This is a genomic window from Aquimarina sp. AU58 (genome assembly GCF_900312745.1).
In the GTDB taxonomy this organism is placed as follows: Bacteria; Bacteroidota; Bacteroidia; order Flavobacteriales; family Flavobacteriaceae; genus Aquimarina; species Aquimarina spinulae.
This window is the reverse complement of record NZ_OMPD01000007.1, coordinates 396,496-420,720: the sequence shown is the minus strand read 5'-3', so window position 1 is coordinate 420,720 and position 24,225 is coordinate 396,496. Positions and strand designations below refer to the sequence as shown.

General features: G+C 32.0%; 21 protein-coding genes. 4 read left to right on the top strand and 17 right to left on the bottom strand.

Annotation, left to right across the window (positions count from 1 at the left end):
* Positions 1-47: 47 nt before the first annotated feature.
* The 14 genes from DK441_RS04285 to DK441_RS04220 form a co-directional block, all read right to left on the bottom strand.
* Positions 48-2,426, bottom strand: coding sequence for a TonB-dependent receptor (locus DK441_RS04285; protein WP_235015705.1), 2,379 nt, complete (start codon positions 2,424-2,426; stop codon positions 48-50).
* Between the two features lie 229 nt (positions 2,427-2,655).
* The gene (locus DK441_RS04280) at positions 2,656-3,846 is read right to left on the bottom strand and encodes a serine hydrolase (protein WP_109097637.1); all 1,191 of its coding nucleotides are present in this window, start codon (positions 3,844-3,846) and stop codon (positions 2,656-2,658) included.
* A 172-nt stretch (positions 3,847-4,018) separates the two neighbouring features.
* Positions 4,019-4,234, bottom strand: coding sequence for a hypothetical protein (locus tag DK441_RS04275; protein ID WP_109097636.1), 216 nt, complete (start codon positions 4,232-4,234; stop codon positions 4,019-4,021).
* On the bottom strand, positions 4,227-4,898 hold the full coding sequence (locus tag DK441_RS04270; RefSeq protein ID WP_109097635.1) for a hypothetical protein: 672 nt from the start codon (positions 4,896-4,898) through the stop codon (positions 4,227-4,229). Before DK441_RS04270 ends, DK441_RS04275 begins: the two co-directional genes overlap by 8 nt.
* A gap of 122 nt (positions 4,899-5,020) precedes the next feature.
* Complete coding sequence (locus DK441_RS04265) at positions 5,021-6,127, bottom strand: hypothetical protein (RefSeq protein WP_160111950.1); 1,107 nt, start codon at positions 6,125-6,127, stop codon at positions 5,021-5,023.
* Positions 6,108-6,644: a hypothetical protein gene (locus DK441_RS04260; RefSeq protein WP_109097633.1), complete on the bottom strand. Its 537-nt coding sequence runs from the start codon at positions 6,642-6,644 to the stop codon at positions 6,108-6,110. The genes DK441_RS04265 and DK441_RS04260 overlap by 20 nt, the downstream gene beginning before the upstream one ends.
* A 4-nt stretch (positions 6,645-6,648) precedes the next feature.
* On the bottom strand, positions 6,649-7,188 hold the full coding sequence (locus DK441_RS04255; protein WP_235015704.1) for an RNA polymerase sigma factor: 540 nt from the start codon (positions 7,186-7,188) through the stop codon (positions 6,649-6,651).
* A gap of 196 nt (positions 7,189-7,384) precedes the next feature.
* The gene (locus DK441_RS04250) at positions 7,385-9,610 is read right to left on the bottom strand and encodes an NADP-dependent isocitrate dehydrogenase (RefSeq protein WP_109097632.1); all 2,226 of its coding nucleotides are present in this window, start codon (positions 9,608-9,610) and stop codon (positions 7,385-7,387) included.
* A 967-nt stretch (positions 9,611-10,577) separates the two neighbouring features.
* Positions 10,578-10,928 carry a 50S ribosomal protein L19 gene (gene rplS, locus DK441_RS04245; RefSeq protein WP_109097631.1) on the bottom strand — a complete coding sequence of 117 codons (351 nt, stop codon included), beginning with the start codon at positions 10,926-10,928 and terminating at the stop codon, positions 10,578-10,580.
* A gap of 175 nt (positions 10,929-11,103) precedes the next feature.
* Positions 11,104-12,810 carry a YARHG domain-containing protein gene (locus DK441_RS04240; RefSeq protein WP_109097630.1) on the bottom strand — a complete coding sequence of 569 codons (1,707 nt, stop codon included), beginning with the start codon at positions 12,808-12,810 and terminating at the stop codon, positions 11,104-11,106.
* Positions 12,811-12,906: 96 nt separating this feature from the next.
* Positions 12,907-13,584, bottom strand: coding sequence for a tRNA (guanosine(37)-N1)-methyltransferase TrmD (gene trmD, locus DK441_RS04235; protein WP_109097629.1), 678 nt, complete (start codon positions 13,582-13,584; stop codon positions 12,907-12,909).
* Positions 13,585-13,649: 65 nt separating this feature from the next.
* Positions 13,650-14,267 (bottom strand): tRNA (guanine-N1)-methyltransferase, encoded by a 618-nt coding sequence (locus tag DK441_RS04230; protein WP_109097628.1) that lies wholly within the window; start codon positions 14,265-14,267, stop codon positions 13,650-13,652.
* 352 nt (positions 14,268-14,619) lie between these two features.
* Complete coding sequence (locus DK441_RS04225) at positions 14,620-16,068, bottom strand: glyceraldehyde-3-phosphate dehydrogenase (RefSeq protein WP_109097627.1); 1,449 nt, start codon at positions 16,066-16,068, stop codon at positions 14,620-14,622.
* Positions 16,069-16,207: 139 nt separating this feature from the next.
* Positions 16,208-17,617 carry a trypsin-like peptidase domain-containing protein gene (locus DK441_RS04220; protein WP_109097626.1) on the bottom strand — a complete coding sequence of 470 codons (1,410 nt, stop codon included), beginning with the start codon at positions 17,615-17,617 and terminating at the stop codon, positions 16,208-16,210.
* Between the two features lie 166 nt (positions 17,618-17,783).
* On the opposite strand from DK441_RS04220, the gene dapF reads away from it, so the two are divergent.
* From dapF to DK441_RS04200, 4 genes are all read left to right on the top strand, one after another.
* Positions 17,784-18,569, top strand: coding sequence for a diaminopimelate epimerase (dapF, locus tag DK441_RS04215; protein ID WP_109097625.1), 786 nt, complete (start codon positions 17,784-17,786; stop codon positions 18,567-18,569).
* Entirely contained in the window at positions 18,563-19,090 is a 528-nt protein-coding gene (locus tag DK441_RS04210) for a GNAT family N-acetyltransferase (protein ID WP_109097624.1), read from the top strand. The genes dapF and DK441_RS04210 overlap by 7 nt, the downstream gene beginning before the upstream one ends.
* Entirely contained in the window at positions 19,080-20,123 is a 1,044-nt protein-coding gene (mltG, locus tag DK441_RS04205) for an endolytic transglycosylase MltG (RefSeq protein ID WP_109097623.1), read from the top strand. The genes DK441_RS04210 and mltG overlap by 11 nt, the downstream gene beginning before the upstream one ends.
* 353 nt (positions 20,124-20,476) lie before the next feature.
* Entirely contained in the window at positions 20,477-21,118 is a 642-nt protein-coding gene (locus DK441_RS04200; RefSeq protein WP_109097622.1) for a peptidoglycan-binding protein LysM, read from the top strand.
* Between the two features lie 16 nt (positions 21,119-21,134).
* Here the strand turns inward: DK441_RS04200 and DK441_RS04195 are convergent, their stop codons facing one another.
* The 3 genes from DK441_RS04195 to dnaA form a co-directional block, all read right to left on the bottom strand.
* Positions 21,135-21,863 (bottom strand): SAM-dependent methyltransferase, encoded by a 729-nt coding sequence (locus DK441_RS04195; protein WP_109097621.1) that lies wholly within the window; start codon positions 21,861-21,863, stop codon positions 21,135-21,137.
* A gap of 256 nt (positions 21,864-22,119) precedes the next feature.
* Positions 22,120-22,590, bottom strand: coding sequence for a low molecular weight protein-tyrosine-phosphatase (locus tag DK441_RS04190; protein ID WP_109097620.1), 471 nt, complete (start codon positions 22,588-22,590; stop codon positions 22,120-22,122).
* A 92-nt stretch (positions 22,591-22,682) separates the two neighbouring features.
* The gene (gene dnaA / locus DK441_RS04185; protein ID WP_109097619.1) at positions 22,683-24,110 is read right to left on the bottom strand and encodes a chromosomal replication initiator protein DnaA; all 1,428 of its coding nucleotides are present in this window, start codon (positions 24,108-24,110) and stop codon (positions 22,683-22,685) included.
* Positions 24,111-24,225: the final 115 nt, after the last annotated feature.

Sequence of the window (24,225 nt, the reverse complement as noted above, 5' to 3'; positions counted from 1 at the left end):
GTATATATCTCTTGATTACTATATAAACCTTTAATTATGTTCATGTATTAGAATTTAAAATTATAGGTCACAGCTGGTATAATCCCAAATATAGAGGTTCTTACAGCTTCATTTACATAGGAATCCTGATTTCTTCTAAAAGTAATTGATGCTGCATTTTTACGATTATATACATTATAGATACTAAATACCCACTCTCCATGCCATTTTCTGGTTTTGTTTTTCCTTGGTGTTAAAGTAGCTGATATATCTATTCTATGATATGCTGGTAATCGTTCACTATTTCGTGGTCCATCAAACACAGGTACTACTAACCCTTGAAATTCGAACTGCCCTGTAGGGTAATTGGTTGGTTGTCCTGTTTGGAATATGAAATTAGCGCCAAATTTCCATTTTTCGTTTAATTCATAACTTCCGTTAAAGGATATATCATGGGTTTTATCATATGGAGTACTATACCATTTGCTATTGTTGATCCCTGGTTCTTGTGGTGTTCTACCAGGGGTTTTTTGTTCTGATTTTGATAAAGTGTAGGCAAGCCAACCTTTAAACTTCCCTTCATTTTTTCTTAATAAAAATTCTAAACCATAAGCACGGGCTTCTCCATTTAAAATATCTCGCTCGATAGCATTATTAGCAATTAGATCTGCACCGTCGATATAATCGATACGATTTTTTATATCCTTATAAAAAACTTCTGTTTCTAGGGAGTATTTATCATCATTAATACTTTTAAAATACCCTAGAGCATATTGATTGAGTAATTGTGGTTTTATGTATTTACCACTAGGAGTCCATACATCTAAAGGAGTAGGGGAACTGGTATTTGATAATAAATGAAGGTATTGAGCCATTCTGTTATAACTAGCTTTTATTGAAGTATTGTCGTTAAAAGCATATGCCAGAGCTACTCTGGGTTCTAAATTGGTAAATGTTTTTATTTGATCACTTCTGCTAAAATTTTCTGTACCTATTGGTTTTGCATCTTCATAAATCTGCAATTCTTCATTAAATAAAAGAGGGTTGTTATTTTCATAGATATTAAGCTCATTTTGCCCTAGTCGAATAAAATTGCTTAGCCTAAGTCCATATTGAAGGGTTAGGTTATTAGAGATTTTGTGTTCTGCATCGATGTAGGCCCCAAATTCATTTGCATATTTATCGATAAGCTTTTCTCTATTAATTCCAGAATCTGCACTATTGGGTTTTATTTCACCAGGATTAAATCTAAAATAGATATTGTTAATACCATAATTAAGCTGAAAATTATCACTGATATAATGTTTAAGGTCATATTTTAGGTTAAAATTTCTGATTCCAGAATCCCATTCGAAGCCTACAAAATCGAGTTCTAATCCATAGAAATAATCAGAATATATAAGGGATAGATTAGAGAATAGTTTGTCTGAAAACAGGTGATTCCACCTTAGATTAAGTACCGTGTTACCATAAGTGTTTTTAAAAACTTCGTCTATAGCAAATACATCTCGACCAAAGTAACCAGACAGGTATACATTATTATTGTCATTAATTTTATAATTTAGTTTTGTATTGAGATCATAGAAATATGCAACATTATCATTATCAAAAAGCGGCAAAAAAAGGTGAGCATAAGAAGCTCTTCCTCCTACCAAAAATGCACCTCGATCTTTTACAATAGGGCCTTCTGCCAGTAATCTACTTGCTACTGCCCCAAGACCACCATTAATTCTATATTTTTTGCTATTTCCTTCTTTTTGATAAATGTCTAATACCGATGATACGCGACCGCCATATCTAGCAGGGATACCACCTTTGTATAACTTGATATCTTTTATTGCATCTGGATTAAAGACAGAGAAAAAACCAAAAAGATGAGAAGAATTAAAAATAGTAGCTTCGTCTAATAAAATAAGATTTTGATCGGTTGATCCTCCTCGTACATTAAATCCAGCGGCTCCTTCGCCACCACTAGTTACTCCTGGTAAAAGGATAATTGATTTGATCACATCGGCTTCTCCCAGAACAACAGGAATTTGTTTAATAGTTCCTGCGGTGAGTTTATTAATACTCATCTGGGGGTTTTTAATGCTCAATTTTTCCGTCTTTTCCGTAATGATTACTTCATCGAGAACCTCTGAAGATTCTATAAGTTGGACATTAAGTTTTTTATCTTCATTAAGATCAATTTCGAGTATACGATCTGTGAATCCTAAATAACTAACTTGTAGTTTGTATTTTCCCTGAGGTAAAGTAATAGAATAAAAGCCATATTCATTGGTAACTATACCTTTTGCTATTTCTGGAAATATAACATTGACTCCGATAAGGGTTTCGTTACTGGATTTTTCTGAAATAATCCCGCTTAATGTAAATTTTTCCTGACTTTGAATTGAGAACGATGATAAGAATACTAATATGAGACCAGATAATATGTGTTTTTTCAAAAGAAAGTATTTTATCAATTAGTACTAATAATGTAAACCGTAAAGGAAGAAATATGTTACGAGTTCTACAATTAATTTATTGTTAATTATCGTTTTTTGCACTAATTTTTTCTTGTGTTCTGAATTATACTTGTTTTGAAGTTTGATTAGATCTGGTTATGTTAACCCTAATTATATAATAAAGCTTTGTGACGAAATCTTACTATATAATTAGGGGTAAATTATTGATTTAATAGTTACGATCTGGATTTTCGTTAATCAAAGTATTCCAGATTTTTTCTATTGATCTTTCGATATTAATATTAAATTCTTCACTTGTGTTTGTCATTAGGTAATACCCTCTGTTTTTTATAGGATCAAACATACATGCTGTAATTATGCCTGGATCCCCACCAGTGTGTTCTATTGTGTTATTGTTATTGATATCCCAAAAAATACCACCCATCGCTTCTTTAATTTCATCATGTTTTGATTGAAGACGAAACATTTCTTTATAAGATGCTGTAGATAATAATTTTCCTTTTCCTTGATAGCCTCTCATCATTTCTATCAAATATTTATTGAAATCCGAAGTACTGGTTATAAGGCCACCATCTGCTTTTGTAACCAGGGAATATCTGGGAACTTCAAAATCTTTTGTGTAGTATAGAGTTGCATGGCTTTGCATATTTACATCTGAGAATCCCCATCCGGTAGCATTCATATGCAAGGGATCAAAAATATATTTATGAGTATAGTCTTCATAAGAAATCCCTGTTGCACTTTCTACTACAAAAGCTGCTAATGCGGCTGCGATATTGCTGTATTCATATTTTTCTCCAGGAGCATTTTCCAGAAAAGTATCCTGAGAATACCATGGGCCAGATACAGACAATACATTTTCGAAAAAAACAGAGTCATCGATTTTTACATTCGTTTTAATTAACTCTACAATAGGTTGATAATCTTCGGGATAAATAGATACATCTACCTGAGCAGGGTTTTCAAACACATAACTTTTGAAATACACTTCTTCATCTGTAATCCCAGAAGTATGCGTTGCCAGATGTCGAACGGTAATTGGTTTTTCTGGATGAAGAGGATGTATTACATCAAAAGGTAAGTATGTATTGATATTGGCATCTAAATCTAATTTACCTTGTTCTACAGCTTTCATTACTGCTAGAGCGATAAAAGTTTTGGATATAGATCCGATATTTTGAATTGTATGATTTGTGTACCTTCTATTTTTATTGATATCTGAATATCCAAAAGAATTCTGATAGCGCACTTTTCTATTATCAACTATTGCTACAGAAAGTCCAGCTAATTCTGATTCGTCATATAATTTTTGCAATTCTATATGAGTATGAAGAATATCATCATCTATTCCGCAAGAGAAAATTACAAAAAGAAGGAGTAAAGAGATTACTTTTTTCATTTGTTTATTTTTTTAAGGTTTTAAAATGATAATTAAAATGTTTAAAGTATTAGAATTAGATTATTAGGCAATAGATATCGTATCGGATTTATTTAAAAATCTGATTATTAGTTATTTGTATTTTTGTAGGGGTAAGTGTTACAGGAAAACTATATAAGAAAGTATTCTTTAATTAATAGTTTTCGTCTGCATTTTGAAGTCTCATGCTTTTTCTTAAATCCATTAATGATTTCCATTGAAAATTAATGGGAAACCACTCTTCATAGATTATTGAAGTTTGATTAGATGGTTCAGAACATGTACTGTTTTTAACATAAACCTTGTCGTTTTCTGAAAAGACATATACAACGTTTATGCTTTTTTTGCGGTTTGTTTTTAATTCATTCATGATTTGGTATGTTTTTTTTATAGCGATTTCTTCCAAGATTGAATACTCCCATTTTTACACCGAATCCAGCCGAGAAACCATTGATTCTGGTAATTGCATCTGGTGATAATTCTGCTTTACTAGAGAACCTGTACTTAACTCCCATTTCTAACTGAACGTATCGCGAAATATTATACAAAACATTTACTCCTGGCTCTACAACAAATATTGCATCCCATTGATCTTCTTGGTATCGTTCAGCTTCTTCTTCATCATTCCAGTTAGTATTAATGTATCCCATTGCACCACCGCCTATTAGTACAGGAAAAGAAAGATTGATTTTGGCTTTACTAAATAATATTGGTTCTAAATGAAGACCTGAATAAACTGCTCCCAGATCTGCAATCTCTGGAGAGAAAATTCCTGGAATATTTTGATTAGAAAAGAGGCCTTTTGTTACAAAACCAACTTCAAATTTTTGATTAGCAACATAGGCGATCTTAAGTCCGGCAATATATGTTTCTTTACCTTCAATTTCGCCATAACCAGCATGTACTCCCAGATAAACACCATGTACAATATTTTTTCGGTCATTGAATTCTATATAATTCTGTGATTCTTGGGCTATACTTGGGCAAATATAGCTGGTTAAAGCAAAAAGTAATATAGTTTTTACGTGTCTCATTATACTTGATTTGTTATATCATTGACAAGTTAAATTTATAATAGTTGCATGTAATTCGTTTCTATACTGTTAAATTTATCATAATCAATGATCACTAGGGTAATTAAAAGAGAGGTGTGTACTCATTCTTTTAATATAACCACTCCCTTTCTACCTGTGATATGGAACTTTCCTTTTAAATCACTGTTACCATAAGTGGCGCTAATTTCTCTGATTTTTCTTCGTTTATCAATCACATCGGTTTTTATATTTGTAAACGACTTAGGAATTCTTAACAGCCCTTGTTCGAGAGAAGCATTAAAATCTATGGACATTCCTGAGACATTGATGCTTAGTTCTGAAGATTCCTGATCGATGGTTACATTAGCATTGGTTTTGTGAATTTTTGATACCCAAACATCTGCTACTTCTGTAACCAGATTAATGTTTTGGTGTACGGCATCTATATTCATAGTGCTAAACATAAGTTCACCTTGAATACTTCCTAATTTTTGAATAGTAACCTGATCCTTACTTGAGTGTATTTCTAATGATTCTACATTTTCAATTTTTACGATTGTACCGCTACTATTTATTTTAAGATCATTAGATGACTCTATATCGATTTCTCCATTTTTAAATCGTATGTTTCCATAAGTAATAGATTTGGTTTTTAGCTTTCCAAATTTCATTTCTATACTTGCGTTATTGAGATCTTTATTTACCCACATATCGCCATGCTGTACATTGGCTTTTAGCTTTCCGTTCCATTCACTTATAATGATATCTCCAAATTTATTTATAATATTAACTTCGGCATTAAAAGGCAAATAGACAGTGTAATCTATTTGAATATTACCTTTGTCAAAATCAAAGAAACTTGTTTTGTTAAAGAGTTCTTTGTTTAAGAATCTAGAAATCATACTTGTATTCTTTTCTTCAATTACAGAAGAAATACTTACAAAATCTTCGGTATTATTAATTGCAGGATTAATACGTTTTAACAATTCTTGTGCATCTTCTTTTTTCTTTTTAACAACCTGTATGTCAATATCGATTTTTATTATTTTTTTCTCCCATCCTTGAATAGTTATATTTCCGTATTTATTTTCTAAATGTAATTCTCCTGCATTGGTTAACGGAAACGTTTTTTCAATTTTCTTTGATACTTTTTCCTGCGCCCATATGCCATTTGCAAAAAATAGCAGTATGGGCATCAGTAAAAGATATTTATAAGATATAGCCTTCATTTTCATTCGATTTTTTAGAATCATTGATCTGTTTCAACAGGTTTTCGATCAATTCGATTCTTTTTTTATAGTTATTAACAATGGCTTCTAAAATGTATTCATTGTTCAAGTTTTTTGCCATTTCGGTTTTAAGAGCATTGTATTCTTCATCCAATTCATCCATAAAAGACAAGAATTTCTTTTTGTCTTCAGGTTGTAATTTTGAATTGTTTTTGACAAGTTGTACCTGAAAAGATACCAGATCCTTATAATAGGTGTCAATATCTCGTAATTCTTGATGTACAATATTATTTTGGTTGTTATTATTAAATCCTGACAAGACTAGATTTACTACTGAGAAAGTTCCTATAAGGATCAAAATACTCGCAGCTATTTTTATTAGAGGAGACCTCCACAGGCGAATTGTTTTTGAAGTGTCTAAGTTAGATTCAATCTCATTCCAGATTTTTGATTTATCTGCTTTATGCTCATTAAATACATGCTTATTTTCTGCTATATATTTTTCAAAATCATCCATTGTACTATAATGTATTTACAATTTCAATTAATTTTTTCTTTGCTCTGTGATACTGTGATTTCGAAGTCGAAATAGTGATACCTAGTATCTTAGCAATTTCTATATGATCATACCCTTCGATTAAATAAAGGCTTAAGATCTGTCTATATCCATCTGGAAGTATTTTGATCCCCTTTTTTATTTTGTTAATATCTTTAGATTTAACAGGATCAATTATTTCTTCACTAATATGATATTCATGTTGGTCAAGAGGTGTAACAGGTATTTTTTTTAATTTTAAATGATTCAAACTTTTATTAATTACTATTCTCTTTAACCAGGAACCAAAAGTACTTTCGTATCTAAAAGATTTTAAATTTTTGAAAGCTTCTACAAAACTATCCTGTACGACATCTTCTGCATCTTCTTTTATGCTTAGCATGCGCATACTTACATTATACATAGCATCTACATAGAGCTCATATAATCGGTATTGCGAATTCCTATCACCAGACTTGCTTTTTTCTACAAGATCTTTATGCGTATAAAGAATATTGGTTTCCAATTAGTTTTACTTGATTGTAAATTTCTTTAAAAGTACTTTTCTTTTGGTTATTATCATTGACAATTTAAAAACCAAAGGGTTGCACGTAATAAGAAATTAATATAAATATTTTGATAAAGAAATAGGTGGGTATTACAAAAAAGCCTGTGAAATTAGTATTTCACAGGCTTTTTTTGATCGGTATAGTCTACTTATATTATTTTTCAATAATAGCATTAAGTGTCTCACTTGGACGCATTGCAGTAGAAATTTTATCTGTATTTGGCCAATAATACCCTCCCATATCAACAGTATTACCTTGTGCATCATTTAACTCGTTGATAATTTTATTTTCATTATCAGCAAGTTGTTTGGCAACTACGGCAAACTCGTTTTGTAATTCTTTGTCCTGAGTTTGTTTTGCAAGTTCTTGTGCCCAGTATAGCGCCAGATAAAAATGACTTCCTCGGTTATCCAGTTCATTTACTTTACGAGAAGGGGATTTCTTATTCTCGAGAAATTTGATAGTAGCTTGATCAAGTGCTTCTGCAATAATCAAAGCTTTGGTATTGTTATTGGTTTCTCCCAGATGTTCTAGAGATACTGCAAGAGCCAGAAACTCTCCTAAAGAATCCCATCTTAAGTGACCTTCTTTATTAAATTGTTGTACATGCTTTGGTGCAGAACCTCCTGCTCCGGTTTCGAATAAACCACCTCCATTCATTAAAGGAACAATAGATAACATCTTTGCACTTGTACCCAATTCTAGAATAGGAAAGAGATCGGTATTGTAATCACGTAAGACATTTCCTGTTACAGAAATGGTGTCTTTACCATCTTTAATTCTTTCTAACGAAAAGCGAGTTGCTTCAACAGGAGACATGATTCTGATATCTAATCCAGTAGTATCATGTTCTGGTAAATATGTGTTTACTTTTTTGATCAACTCGGCATCGTGAGCTCTATTTTTATCTAACCAAAAGATTGCAGGAGTAGCTGTTGCTTTTGCTCTATTTACGGCAAGCTTTACCCAATCTTTTATCGGGGCATCTTTGGTTTGACACATTCTCCAGATATCACCTTGTTCTACAGGGTGTTCTATTAGTATATTTCCAGAAGCATCGATAACACGAACAGTACCATTACCTTGAATTTCGAATGTTTTATCATGAGAGCCGTATTCTTCGGCTTTTTTGGCCATAAGTCCAACATTAGGAACGGTTCCCATAGTGGTGGGGTCAAAGGCTCCGTGTTTTTTACAAAAATCTATAGTCTCCTGGTATATGCCAGCATAACTACTATCTGGGATAACTGCTTTGGTATCTTGTGTGTTTCCTTGTGCATCCCACATCTGACCAGAATTACGTATCATTGCAGGCATAGAGGCGTCGATAATCACGTCACTTGGTACGTGTAGGTTAGTAATTCCCTGATCAGAATTTACCATTGCCAGTTTTGGTCCTTTTTCATAACAAGCTTGTATATCGGCTTCAATTTCTGCTTTTTTGGTATCTGATAATTTTTTTAGTTTATTGATAAGATCTCCAAAACCATTGTTTACTTCAACACCAATTTCTTCAAGAGTAGCAGCATGTTTTTCGAATACATCCTTAAAAAAAACTTCTACAGCATGACCAAATATAATAGGATCAGAAACTTTCATCATTGTTGCTTTCATATGTAAAGAAAACAATACATTTTTTTCTTTGGCATCGCCTATTTGTTCTTTTAGAAAAGCAATAAGTGATTTTTTACTCATTACCGAAGCGTCTATAACTTCTCCTTCAAGTAACGTTGTTTTTTCTTTTAGAGTTGTTGTGCTTCCATTTTGATCTACAAATTCAATTTTTACATCTCCGGCTTTATCGACAGTAACTGATTTTTCGTTTGAACAAAAATCTCCGCTAGACATGGTGGCTACATGAGTTTTAGAATCAGCACTCCATGCACCCATAGAGTGTGGGTTTTGTCTAGCATATTGTTTTACTGGTTTTGGCGCTCTACGATCAGAGTTTCCTTCTCTTAGAACAGGATTTACTGCACTACCTTTTATTTTATCGTATCGACTTTTAATTTCTTTTTCTGTATCGTTCTCAGGTTCTTCAGGGTAGTTTGGAAGATCAAACCCTTGAAGTTGTAATTCTGCAATAGCGGCTTTTAATTGCGGTACAGAAGCACTTATGTTTGGTAATTTAATAATGTTTGCTTCTGGTGTCTGAGCAAGCAAACCTAATTCTGCTAATGCATCAGGTTGTTTTTGCTTGTCGGTTAATTTTTCGGGAAAACTAGATAAAATTCGGGCAGCAAGAGATATATCTTTTGTTTCAATATTAATATTTGCTGCTTTAGTAAATTTTTGAACAATAGGTAAAAAAGAATAGGTAGCTAAAGCTGGTGCTTCATCTGTTTTGGTGTACACTATTTTTGAGTTATCAACTCCCATATTTTTGTTTTTTTTATTTAGGGATCCAAAGGTTTTTTTAATACCTGAAAAGTAGTAGACACCCTAATTTTATTATACTATTTATGTAAGGAAATAATTAGTTGTTTAATTTTTCTTAGACAAACAATATTGGTTGATCTTTTTAGGATTGATACTATTAGAATTTACAATATTTGTAGTCATAGATTTCCGAGCGCGAAGATACAAATCTAGTCACCTAAATGCAACCTGTGTGTTGTTAGTTTTGAATTAGAGAGAATTGAATTGTAGTTTATTGAATATTATCGTGAAAAAAATGTAAGATGTTGAAATTTTGACTTGTTTTTAGAGGTATTCTCAAAATAAAAAGCCATATCAAGAATACGAATATTTTGATATGGCTTCATCGAAAATAATCATAATGTTAGCTGTTTTACCCGCTATTAAATAAAAACTTTCGTTATTTATTACATCAGTACTTATTTTCAATTTTGAGCAGATTTAAATTTGTCAAATAAGGATTTGTATAATTTATTTCTACTCTTACGACTAATACGTGTGTTTGTGTTTCTAAATTACTTTTGCAATTTTTCAGTTTTTCACCCGGATAGTCAAATGCCATTTACAATTAAAAAGGTGTCAAAACTTAATTTTTTCTTCTGAATTTCATTTTGAAATGATCCTAAAGTAAAGCCCTTAAAGTGATTTCAAGGATGTATTCAAAAAAATAACTTTCGTTCTATATTTATTTTAATTCTAAACTGGTCTTAATATGTTCAGAGAACGTTTGTTTAAATACATAGTCAAGAATCCTTGTGTCATCCTGCACTATATATATTCTAATTATAAATATAAGGAAAATTGATTTGCGGTCTGTTAATTCTTATTATATTAATTATCAACAGTTTATGAACTTATGTTATTAACTTTTGTTCATAAAAAAAGACCGTTAATTAACGGTCTTTTTGATTTGTTAAAGAAATAAGAATTAACTTCTTTTTTCTCTAATACGTGCTTTTTTACCGGTAAGTCCTCTAAAGTAGAATATACGAGCTCTACGAACTTTACCTCTTTTATTCACTTCGATTTTTTGAAGTGCTGGTAAGTTTACTGGAAAAATACGTTCTACACCAATAGTTCCCGACATCTTTCTGATTGTAAATGTTTCAGTAGATCCAGAACCTCTTCTTTGGATTACAACTCCTCTAAAGAACTGTGTACGTGTTTTGTTTCCTTCCTTAATTTCGTAATAAACAGTGATGGTATCACCTGCAGAGAATTCAGGCATCTCTTTTTTTGCAACAAATTCGTCTTGTACGAATTTTACTAAATCTTCCATTTTTGATATAGTTTCTTGATTTTATTAGAGCAACATTCGCGATTTTCGCCAGAGGTTGATCTAATCAGGGTGCAAAAATAAGTATTATTTGATGATTTGCAAGTGTTTTTGAAATCTTTATCAATGTTTTTATATTCAAAACATTAGAAGGTGCACAATACCATTTAATCATGTGTTAATTTCTATTAGTTATTTTTCCTAAAGGAACATATTCTAATCTATGTTTTTTTGAATAAAATGTTTTTTTATGCTCGGAAAAAGTGATCTGCATAAAAATAATATAGTTTCCGAAATCCATATCCGGATGAAAAAGATCTATATATCCATCTTCTGTTATCCAATCTTGCACTTTGTATTTTTCGTTAATTTCTTCTACATAATTATCATCATATACAATCCATCCATCAGAGGTTTTTACAGCATTTTTTTCATATAACTTATGTTTGTATACTTCATTTTTTTTAGAAACAAATATAAAATATACATCATGTTTTTCTAGTAGTAAATTTTTGTCTGTATAGTTGAGTTGGGGGTAGTGCAAATATTTTCCATTATCTCCTTTTATATAATCATCTATAGAAGGACTAAATATCTCAGTATTTGGATATTTTAGTTCATACAAAAACTTCAAATCTTCAATATTATATTCGCCATTAATATTTGTTTTTAGCGAATCATGAATAAAGTGATTCATTTCTTCTTCTGATAGGGTTGAAGGACTATATAGATCATAAATTGTACTATATTTTATATCATTATTTTCTTCTTGAATATATTTATCAATTGACCACCGATTTTTGTAATGTTCAAGCTCAGGAATATTCAAACCTTTACCATGAAATTGTTTTCCTTTTTCTCCTCCTGTGTTAAAATATGTGCTTTCTGTTATATCGTAAATATTGATTCTATCATGAATAAATAGCTCTTTTTCAACGTTGCCATTTGAATAGTATTGTCGAAATTGTTCATATCTATGATAGATATTATTGAATACTATCTCTTTTGGTTGTCTTTCTTTTTCGTTATAAGATATATAAGTTTTGTTAATATTTATGATCTGTTTTTTATCTTCTTCTGTTTGTGTATCGTATGATTGTTGATGTTTATATCCTATCTTTTTGATCATATCGGTATCATAATATTCGATAAAGTCAATAGTAAGGTTTGCTTTGGATTTTAAATGTTCATAATATTGAAGATATGCGATCTCTGCCGCTTCTTCTTGTGTAAATTGTATGATGTTCTGATCTCTAAAAATAGGAGTGTACCATTTTTGAGTTTTGAAGTAGTTATTTAATTTATCACTTTTGAAAATATACCCTTTTTGAGCATAATATTCATTACGCATAATGTGTAATTCTTCTAGAGAGCATTCATGCAGAGACCTGTCTGTGAATAATGAAGAATCTGGTTTTATATTGTTTTGATTTGTAGGTTGTGAGTATTTAGATAAATGTTTGTTGATTTGCATTGTTTTCATTTCGCTATCAACGATTTTTCCGGTATTTAAAAAAATATAATTATCTCTTTTGTGTGTAAAATGATTATCTACATGTAGATTGAATGTAATATCTCTATGCATATACATTGGGGATAAACTAGTGTATGATAATTCTATAATTACTTGATTGTTGTCAATTTGTTTCTTGAATGTGCAATTTACTTTTGGGATGTACAATCCATTTTCTATAATAGAAAAATTGAATTGATCAACATTTTTTGGTATCACCTTACAATCATCCATATCTTTAATAATACAGGTAGTTGTAATTGTTGGATAATTCTTAAAATCTAACTGATTTGGGTATGTTTGAAGAAAAACTTCTGCTTGTACTACATATGTCATAAACATAAATAGTATAAAAAAGGTAGTTTTTTGCATTATAAAGGCTTTTAGCTTATTAATACAAAGGTGATATTTAGTTGGTAGTTATACTACCCGTTTTACAGTGAAAACTAAAATGAATATTATGATGATTTATTCATCTAATAGATCAGGCCTTCTGTCTTTTGTTCTTTGATATGCTTGTTCTTCTCGCCATGTTTCTATTTTAGGAAAATTACCAGAGGTTAGAACTTCTGGTACTTTCCAGCCTTTATATTCTGCGGGTCTTGTGTAAATAGGAGGGGCTAATAAGTTATCCTGAAAAGAATCGGTTAATGCAGAAGTTTCGTTACCAAGCACACCCGGAATAAGTCTAATGATTGTATCACATAATATTAGCGCACCTAGTTCTCCTCCAGATAGCACATAATCTCCTACAGATATTTCTTTGGTAATGAAATGATCTCTTACACGTTGATCTACTCCTTTGTAATGACCACAAAGAATAATTAGATTTCCTTTTAACGATAATTGATTTGCAATTCCTTGGTTTAAAGTTTCGCCATCTGGAGTCATATAGATGATTTCGTCGTAATCTCTTTCTGATTTTAATTTGGAAATACATTTATCGATAGGCTCTATCATCATAACCATACCAGCACCACCACCAAATTGATAATCATCAACTTGTTTATAATTTGTATCGGTATAATCTCTAAGATTATGAAACTGTACTTCGACCAATCCTTTTTCTATTGACCGCTTCATTATAGAAGCTTCAAAAGGACTTTTTAGTATATCAGGTACTACGGTGATGATATCTATGCGCATCTTTATCTAATTCATTTGTGGGTGCAAAGATGCAAAAGAATATGATGAAAATCTAGAAATTAAAACTACTTAGCGCCAGCTTTACGTTGTTTATTAATTTCGTCCTGAAGTTTACGCATTACTTTTTGCTCTCGTTCCAAAGCTCTTCGTCTGTGATCCTCAAACTCTGCTTCGGTTTCGGTTAATGCCTTTTTGGCTTGTAACGTTATTGTATTACTATTTTTGAATTTATATATAAAGAAACTAAGCAAGGCGATGAGCACACCAATAATAACCCACATAATGGTTTTGTAACTGGATTTGGTTAGTGCTGCTCCAAAAAAGTTAATGCTGTTTTTTTCTTTAGTAACAGTAGTAAGGTCTCCATTTGTTTTGGCAAGTGATTCTTCGAGTCCGGTTATTGTAGATTTTTGCTCATCAATCTTAAGATTGGTAGTATTTAATTTTGATTCTAATGTTTTAATTGTATCTATAGTGTTATTTTTAAGTTTGTTTAACCAAACAAGCTTTACTACTTTGTATTCTTGAAATTTCCCGGATTTTTTTATCACCATATCAAATTGTCCTTCGATCTTTTCCTGCCTTAAAGCATCAGCAACAGTTGCATTTTCTTCTTGTGCATAGGTAGTTTCAAAAAAAGATAGAAGTAGTATTAAAACTAGTAGATACTGTGGTAATTTCATATTGTTATTCTTAATTTTTAATGGTTAGATACGGTATCCCTATAGTGTGGAGTAGTTAGAGAATAAAATAACTAATGACTTTGTAGTATAGGGAATATTTATATGTCGTTTCTTTTCGGTTATTAATTTCTTCTGTAACGGTAATAAATGTACGATATTGTGAGTAATTATAAAGTTTTTTTTGCAAGAATTCACGTAGAGATGATTTTGAGTCTAGATTGTTGATAGTTAAAATCTTACATCTTTTTAAAACAGGTTTTAGAAATGACACTTTTTCTTTTTGGAGAATAGCAATAAAAAAAGTCGTTATTTATATAAATAACGACTTTAGAAATTTTAGTAAAAACGGCTACTAATAATAAGTAAAACGTCTTACTTTGGCAATATATTTTGATAGTCTAATTACTTGATGACTATATCCATACTCATTGTCATACCATACATATAAAACCGCATTATTTCCTTTTGCATCAACAATAGTAGCATTGCTATCATATATAGAGGGTGCAGAAGAACCAATAATATCGCTAGATACTAATTCATTATCTAGTGAATATTTTATTTGCTCTACCAAATCTCCTTCTAGTGCATATTTTTTAAGTACCGTATTCATACTTTCTTTAGAAGCTTCTTTTTCTAAATTAAGATTAAGAATTGCTAATGATCCATTTGGTACAGGAACTCGTATTGCATTAGATGTTAGTTTTCCTTCAAAACTTGGAAGCGCTTTAGAAACTGCTTTTCCTGCTCCTGTTTCTGTGATTACCATATTTAGAGCTGCAGCACGACCTCTTCTGTATTTTTTATGCATATTATCTACCAGGTTTTGGTCATTAGTATATGCATGTATTGTTTCTAAGTGACCATTAACTACGCCAAAACTTTCATCTACAGCTTGTAGTATTGGGGTAATTGCATTGGTAGTACAAGAAGCAGCAGAAAAAACATCTACTTTGTCTGGATCATGTTCTTTATGATTAACTCCGTGTACAATATTAGGAACTCCTTTTCCGGGAGCGGTAAGTAATACTTTACTAGCTCCCTTAGCTGCCAGGTGTCTGCTAAGGGCTTCTTTATCTCTAAAAGCACCTGTGTTATCTATTATCAAAGCATCCTGAATTCCGTAAGATGTGTAATCTATATCTTCTGGATTATTGGCGCTAATAATTTTTACAGTGGTACCATTTATGATTAAAGCGCTATTGGCTAAGTCTGTTTCTACGGTACCAGCAAAATCTCCATGCACAGAATCACTACGAAGCAATGAGGCTCTTTTCTCTAATACTTCTTGAGTGATAGCTCCTCTCGTTACTATAGCTCTAAGCCTTAATTGGCTTCCTTTACCAGTAATGGTCATTAATTCTCTGGCTACTAAACGACCGATTCGTCCAAATCCATATAGGACTACATTTTTTGGAGAAATTGGTTTGAATGTTTTTGCATCTTTTAGCTTATTTTGTACAAAGCTATTTATCGAACTGTATTCATCACTTGCTAAATGATACTCATACGTAAGTTTACCTATGTCTAATTTTGATGGAGGTAAATTCATTAATTTGATAGCTTGTGCAATTTCTACAGAATCAAAAATTGAAATAGGTTTTTGTACAAACTCGCCAGCATATTCGTGCAGATTGATAATTTCACTTACGTTTTTATCAATTAGCTGATTGCGGAAAAGTACCAACTCGATAGAATTGTCGTACCAAAGATCACTTACAGTCTTTATAAATGCTACTGTAGCGCGACGTCTGTCTGCCTGAAAGGCTAATTCTTTTTCATAAACTTCGTTAGAGCTCATAATGTGTTGTGTTTTAAAGTCTTGAAATTTCGTGCAAAAGTATATATTTCAAACGTTTTCGTGAAACCTTTTGTGAAAAAAAATCCCATTACTTTATAAAAGTAATGGGAGGTGCTATTATAATTGTGTTTTGTGATGCTTATTGAAATACAAATTCTCTTTTCTGACCATTTCTGTCTACTAGGCTAATGGTGATGTCTTCGTCTTTATATTTATTTTCAATTATTTCTTTTACTTCAATAACATTCTTTACTTTTTTTCCGTCTATTTCACTAATAATAAGACCTTCCAGATTGTATCTTTTCATTCTCGAACTTAGTGCTTTGCTAATTACAACTCCATGATCAAGGTTAAATTTCTTTAAATAGTCTTTACGTGGGTTAGCTACTTCTACACCAACATCATCTATATTATATTTTTGAATTTCGTATTTTGATAAGGTAACCGGTAAAATAAGTTCTTTGTTTTTTCTTAACACACGTACATTAATAACATCTTTTGGTCTCTTGCTGTTTACATATCCTGTTAAATCCGAAAATTTTCTTATTGGTAGTCCATCTATTTCTTTTATGACATCTCCTTCTAAAAGCCCTGCTTTTTTTGCTCCACTGCCATCGGCAACAGATGCTACAACTACTCCTTGGCTAGTAGAGATATCATAGGCTTCCATTGCTTTTGGGTTTATAGTTCCTCCTGTAATTCCTAATATTCCTCTTTGTACGCCACCAAACTCTATAATATCGTCGATTATTTTCTTAGCATTATTTGAAGGTACAGCAAAGGCATATCCTACATAACTTCCAGTTTGTGAAGTTATGGCTGTATTTATCCCGATTAATTCTCCTCTTACATTTACTAATGCGCCACCACTATTTCCGGGATTGATAGCGGCATCTGTTTGTATAAAAGATTGAGCTTTACCATCAGATTCATCTAAATCTCTTGATTTTGCACTAATAATACCGGCAGTAACAGTAGAAGTAAGGTTGAACGGATTTCCTACAGCAAGTACCCATTCTCCGATTTTAGCCGAATTAGAATCACCAAATGGGATGTAGGATAATTTTTCTTCAGCATCGATCTTGATGAGTGCTATATCAGACTGTGGAGCAGTACCAACTACTTTGGCTTTATAAGACTTATTATTATTTAGTGTAATTTCTAAATCAGTAGCTCCGTCAATTACGTGGTTGTTGGTTACAATATATCCATCTTCTGTAATAATAACTCCTGATCCAGCACCTTGAATTCTTCTTTCCTGTGCTCCACCGTTTCTGAGAAACTCCATTAAATTCCTTGGCGCACGTGTAATCCCATATTGTTTAACATGAACTACTGCATTCACTGTTTTTTCTGCGGCAGTGGTAAAATCAATGCCAGAAACAGAAGCATTAGTGTTAGTTAGGGTATAATTTACAGGGGTTAGATTTGGTTTGGCTTCACTTTCATTAACAACGATGGCTTCAGGCTCTAAAAACATTTTATACGCGCCTAAAGTAAATATACCTGCTAGGATAGCTACAACCAATAAACTCAAAAATCTTTTCATTTTCTTCTCTTTTTTTTGTTTGATTTATGTAATACTAATCTAATAGACTTGTATTAACTCTTAAAATTACAATTATAGTATACTTTTTTTATGAAATTTAACTCACAATTAACAACGGTTTTTTGATAACATTCTTTGTACCTTTGTCCTTATAATTGAAAGAATAATGACTCTTACGTTTTATAAATATCAGGGTACAGGGAATGATTTTGTAATCATTGATAATAGAGATTCTATACTCTCCAAAAATGATACCAAATTGTTTGCCAGACTTTGTGACAGAAAATTTGGTGTTGGAGCCGATGGTTTAATGCTGTTAGAGCTTTCTCAGGATAAAGAGGATGACTTTACAATGGTTTATTTTAATGCAGATGGAAACGAAAGCTCAATGTGTGGTAATGGAGGGAGATGCCTGGTTGCTTTTGCAGCTTTTCTAGGAGTGATAAAAGATAAGGCTACCTTTACTGCAATTGATGGTAAGCATAAAGCTGAAATAAAAGATAGTTTGGTGTATTTGCAAATGCAGAATGTGTCTGAGATAGAGAAGTATGATACACATTTATTTTTGGACACAGGTTCTCCTCATCATGTTGCAATGGTTAAAGATTTAACGAATTATGATGTAGAAAATAAAGGAAGAGCGATACGAAAAGGAGCTCCTTATTTTGAAACTGGCAGTAATGTGAATTTTGTAGAAAAGAAAAACGAGAACGAATTTGCTGTACGTACTTATGAAAGGGGAGTAGAAAATGAAACGCTATCGTGTGGTACAGGAGTTACTGCAGTAGCTCTTTCTATGCATGCGACCAAATTAACAAATGATCAGGAAATTGATATTCATACCCAAGGAGGAAGACTAAAAGTTACTTTTCAAAAAAATGGAAATGGATATAAGAATATCTTTTTGATAGGACCTGCAGAACAGGTTTTTAAAGGGGAGATTACATGGTAACATTAAAAGGGAAAAATATTTATTTGCGGGCTCTTGAACCCGAAGATCTTGATTTTGTTTATATTGTAGAAAATGATGAACAGATTTGGGAAATGAGCTCTACCCAGACTCCATACTCTCGATTTTTGATTAAAGAGTATTTAGAGAATTCACATAAAGATATTTATGAGGTAAAACAGTTGCGATTGGTTATTTGTTCTAATGATCATGCTACACTGGGTTTGATAGATTTGTTTGATTTCAACCCTATGCATAATAGAGCGGGAGTAGGTGTTTTGATAGCAGAAAAAGAAAATAGAGGCAAGGGTTATGGAGCAGAAGCTTTGGAGCTTATTGTAAACTATGGTTTTACTCACTTGCATTTGCATCAGTTGTATGCAAATATTTCTGAAGATAATGAGACTAGTATTAAATTATTTGAAAATAGAGGATTTAATAAAGTTGGGGTAAAGAAAGAGTGGAATCGAGTAAAAGATGTTTATAAAGACGAATTTTTATATCAGTTAGTATATGTACATTAAAAAAATACTATTAGTTATTGCATTATTAGGTTTAATTGCAGGAGGAATTTTTGCGTATTATGTCTATCAGGCAGTTTTTTCTCCTAATACGAATTTTGAAACTAAAACAGCAACCATCTATATCCCCACAGGAGCTACTTATACAGAACTTATTGAAACGATTAACCCCGTGGTTAACGATATTTACAGTTTTGATAGGATTGCAAGAAGGAAAGGGTATATTGATAACATTAAGGCAGGGCGATATATTATACAAAAAGGCCTTAATAATAATGATATTATAAATGTTTTACGAAGTAAAAATTCACCTATACATGTAAGCTTTAATAATCAAGAAAGGCTGGAGAACCTTGCAGGTAGAATTGCTTCACAGATCGAGCCGGATAGTATTTCTTTGTTAAAAGCATTTAAAGAAGAATCTTTTTTAGAAGCAAATGATTTTTCTTTAGAAACTGCTTTAGCGATGTATATTCCTAATAAGTATGAGTTCTTTTGGAATACTTCTGCAGAACAGTTTAGACAAAGAATGTTGAAAGAGTATAAACGATTTTGGAACGAATCCCGGGTGTCAAAAGCAAAGCAAATTGGGTTAACCCAAAATCAGGTGATTACTATTGCTTCTATTGTGCAAAAAGAAACGGCAAAAGTAGATGAACGCCCAAGAGTAGCAGGAGTCTATATGAATAGGTATAATAATAATTGGAAATTAGACGCTGACCCGACCGTAATCTATGCAATTAAAAAACATCGCGATGACTGGGATGTAATTATAAAACGTGTGTTATATAAAGATTTAGAGCTGGATAGCCCTTATAATACTTATAAGTATGCTTCTTTACCTCCTGGGCCAATAGCGATGCCAGATATTTCGTCAATAGATGCGGTTCTTAACTACGAAAAGCATGAATATTACTTTTTTGTAGCTAATGTAGAAAACTTCGGATATCATAAATTTGCCAAGACAATCAGCCAGCATAACCGTAATAAAAAACAATATGTTAACTGGATTAATAAACAGGGGGTAAAACGATGATTGTCGACCTGTTTTTTGTAGGAAAAAAAACAGTAATTTCTTCTTTTTAAATAAAAAGCAACACGAATTTATTAACAAAAGTGCATTCTTTTTTGTGAATTACTTACAAATGAGATTATTTATTTTTTCTCGATTAAAATACTAGGTTTGACGTTTAAGTGTCGTTTTTAAGGTTTTTTATGGAAGATTTAACCGTTTTTAAGCCTGTTTTTTGTTGTAAAACACTGTTTTTCAGTATTATAATTATTTTAACACTTAATTCTTTTTATTTTTTAAAAAAGTTGTATATTTGCACGGCAAAAATTTAAGTAGTGGGGGACGTCATTTATGATGGCTACTTAGAAATTTTTTATATGATAAAGAAGATAGTAGGATTATCTGTATTACTTACAATTGGGGGAATACTCTTGCTAAGTTTTAAAACAAAAGAAAGTATAGATCTTAGTTCTTATAGTACGGAAGGTTTGGATCTATATTACATCGCACCGAATTTTAGTGAAATAGAAGATGATAATATAGTTATCTCTCCAGAGCTTGGTAAATCTTATATAGGGTTTAAAGAGGCTGTTGCTTTTAAGGAGTCTCGTGGAGATTATGGTGTGGTTAATCAATTTGGTTATTTGGGGAAATATCAATTTGGTAAAGGAACACTTGATTTGATAGGTATTAAAAATGTAAAAAGAAATAAATTTCTTAGCAATCCTGCTCTTCAGGAAAAAGCATTTTATGCTAATCTGTCTAGAAATAAGTGGGTGCTGCGTAGGGATATAAAGTGGTATGTTGGTAGAAGGATAAATGGGATAGAAGTAACAGAGTCGGGGATTCTGGCTGCTGCTCATCTATCTGGACCAGGTGCGGTAAAAAAATATTTACGTAGCGGTGGAGTAGAAGGGTTTGCAGATGCTTTTGGTACTACAATTCGTTATTATATGAAACGATTTGGAGGGTATGATACTTCTTTTGTTGTTCCTAATAAAAAAGCAAAAGCAATCTAGTTTCTTTTTCTTAGGCTTAATCTCTTTGTATAATGTATATGGTTGGCCTTTTATGAAGATCTATTTCTTCTTTTTTCCATTCTTCAACCGTTTTGGTAGCAATAAATTCGGTAGTTAATGTGATGTCACATGCAATACATAGCCTGGTATTGGTGTTTAGTATGGTTTTGAGATCAGAAAACATTTTGTCATTTCGATATGGAGTCTCGATAAATATCTGTGCTTGATTTTTTTCTAAAGAGATTTTCTCCAGATGCTTTATGGTTGACTTTCTTTCGTTTTTATCGATGGGGAGATAGCCGTTAAAGGTGAAGCTTTGACCATTCATTCCGCTACTCATCATAGCTAGTAGTATCGATGATGGTCCTACAAGAGGTGTTACTGGTATTCCTTTTTCGTGAGCTATTTTAACAACTTCTGCTCCAGGATCAGCAATTCCGGGGCATCCGGCATCAGATAATAAACCGATAGATTCCCCGTTAAGGCAAGGTGTGAGATAGCTTGGTATCTCCGAGATATCCGTGTATTTGTTAACAGTGTGTATAACAATAGAACGTTGAGACTTGCTGGGGCTTACTTTTTTTATGAATCGTCTTGCAGGTTTTTCGTTTTCTACAATATAGTGATTTACTTGCTCTAATACCTTTTTAATGGATATAGGAAGTACTTCTAAAGGGACATCATCTCCTAATCGTGTTGGGATTAGGTATAATTTTCCTTTGGGATCTAGGGGTTTAAATTCCATAGGTTATTTTATAACTGGTTTTTTAAAGACCTTTTTATTGATAGTGTTGTTGTAATGTGTATCTGCATTTTGTGAATTATCAATAAATTAATTAGTCTTTAAGGTTTAAGAACGTTTATGCCCTTGGTAGGGTGTATACTAAAATAGTATTATTTTTTTTATTGTTATCTATTGTAACGCTATTATTTGTGATGATAGTATATAGCGATGGGAAATGATATTGATGCTAACCGCGTTGTTTGGTTATTGTTGCACCTTATGAATGATTAGAATCTTTGAGTTTTGTAGCGATATTGTTGCATGCTTTGTCAAGCATTTGAAATACGTCTTCAAAACCTTGCTCACCTCCATAATATGGGTCAGGAACATCAAGATCACTATTAGGGTATGATTCATTTAAGATGCGTTTTACTTTGCTTTTTTCATGATCATTGCTGGCTAGATTAATTATATTTTGATAATTAGAACCATCCATAGCGTATATGTAGTCGTATGTTGTAAAATCGCTAATTTTAAATTGAGCAGCTCTTTGGTTTGTGATGTTAATATCATGTTGTTTTGCAATATCGATAGAGCGTTGATCGGGTTTGCTGCCGATATGATAGCTGCTGGTTCCGCAAGATGCTACGCTATAAAAACGTGAGTCGAGTTTAGATTTTAAAATACCTTCTGCTAAGGGGGATCTGCATATATTACCTAAACATACCATTAGAATTTTGACTTTCATGTAGTTTGTTTTGTTGTTTTAGATGTGGTATACGTTTTTTCTAATAATGTAATTGAATTATTAGTATTGATCTGTTTATAAACAATGTAAAGTTATAATGTAAGCTTCTTTCCTAAATCTTCTACATATTTTCTAAATTGCTTGTCTGTAGATGATAGGTTATCTACAGTTTTGCAGGCGTGTAGGACTGTAGCATGATCTCTTTTTCCTATTTGTGTACCGATACTGGCTAAAGAGGCTTTGGTTAGTTTTTTGGCAAAAAACATAGCTAGTTGTCTTGCTTGCACAATATGACGTTTTCGAGTCTTTGATTGTAGTGTTTCTACATCCATTTGGAAATAATCACTTACTACCTTTTGGATGTAATCAATAGATACCTCGCGTTTTGTGTTTTTAACATAGTTGTCTACTATGGTTTTGGCAAGGTCTATTGTGATATCTTTTTTGTTAAAAGAAGAATGAGCTATTAATGATATAATTGCGCCTTCTAACTCTCGAATATTGGTTTTAATATTGTTTGCTAGAAATTCAACTATTTCTTCAGGCATTTCTACCCCGTCACGATACAGTTTGTTTTTAATGATCGAAATTCTAGTTTCGAAATCAGGTTGGTGTAATTCTGCAGACAATCCCCATTTAAAACGAGAAAGTAATCGTTGTTCTATATCCTGCATATCTACAGGAGCTTTATCACTTGTTAGAATTACTTGCTTTCCGTTTTGGTGTAAATGGTTGAAAATATGAAAGAACACATCTTGAGTTCCTGCTTTACCAGATAATAGCTGAATGTCATCAACAATCAAAACATCGATAATTTGATAAAAATGAATAAAATCGTTTCTGTTATTCTTTTTTACAGATTCTATATATTGCTGTGTGAATTTTTCGGCAGAAATATATAGAACTGTTTTTTCTGGATAATTGTCTTTTATGTTAACACCGATTGCATGAGCCAGGTGTGTTTTTCCTAAACCAACTCCTCCAAAAATAAGTAAAGGGTTAAAAGAGGTGCCTCCAGGTTTATTGGCTACAGCCATACCTGCAGAACGAGCTAATCGGTTAGAGTCTCCTTCTAAGAAATTTTCAAAATTATAACTTGGATTTAATTGAGATTCTATTTTTACATTTCGTATTCCAGGAATAACGAATGGATTTTTTAACTCAGGATTTTTACTTTTAATAGGAACGTCAACTTCTTGTGAGTTAACAGGAGTTCGGTTAGAACTTGGGATTTTTTCGGTAAATGGCTTTTTGTTGCCATATGTGTTTTCCATTTTAATAACATAAACTAACTTAGCACCTTCTCCTAATTCTCGGGTTAAGGATACTTTAAGTAGATTTACGTAATGTTCTTCTAGCCACTCATAAAAAAATTTACTAGGAACCTGAATACTGAGAGCGCTATCCGTAAGCTTTACAGCTTTGATTGGTTCAAACCATGTTTTAAAAGCTTGAGGTGTGATATTGTCTTCTATGAAAGACAAACAACTATCCCAAACTGATTGCGCGGTTACATTCATTCTTGTGGTCAGGTTTACTTTTTTGTTATATTAAGGTACTAAAAAGAAATTGCTGAAAAACTCCTTACTGTTTTTGCATGACAAATATGTGAACAAAAAATGTAAAAAAAAAACG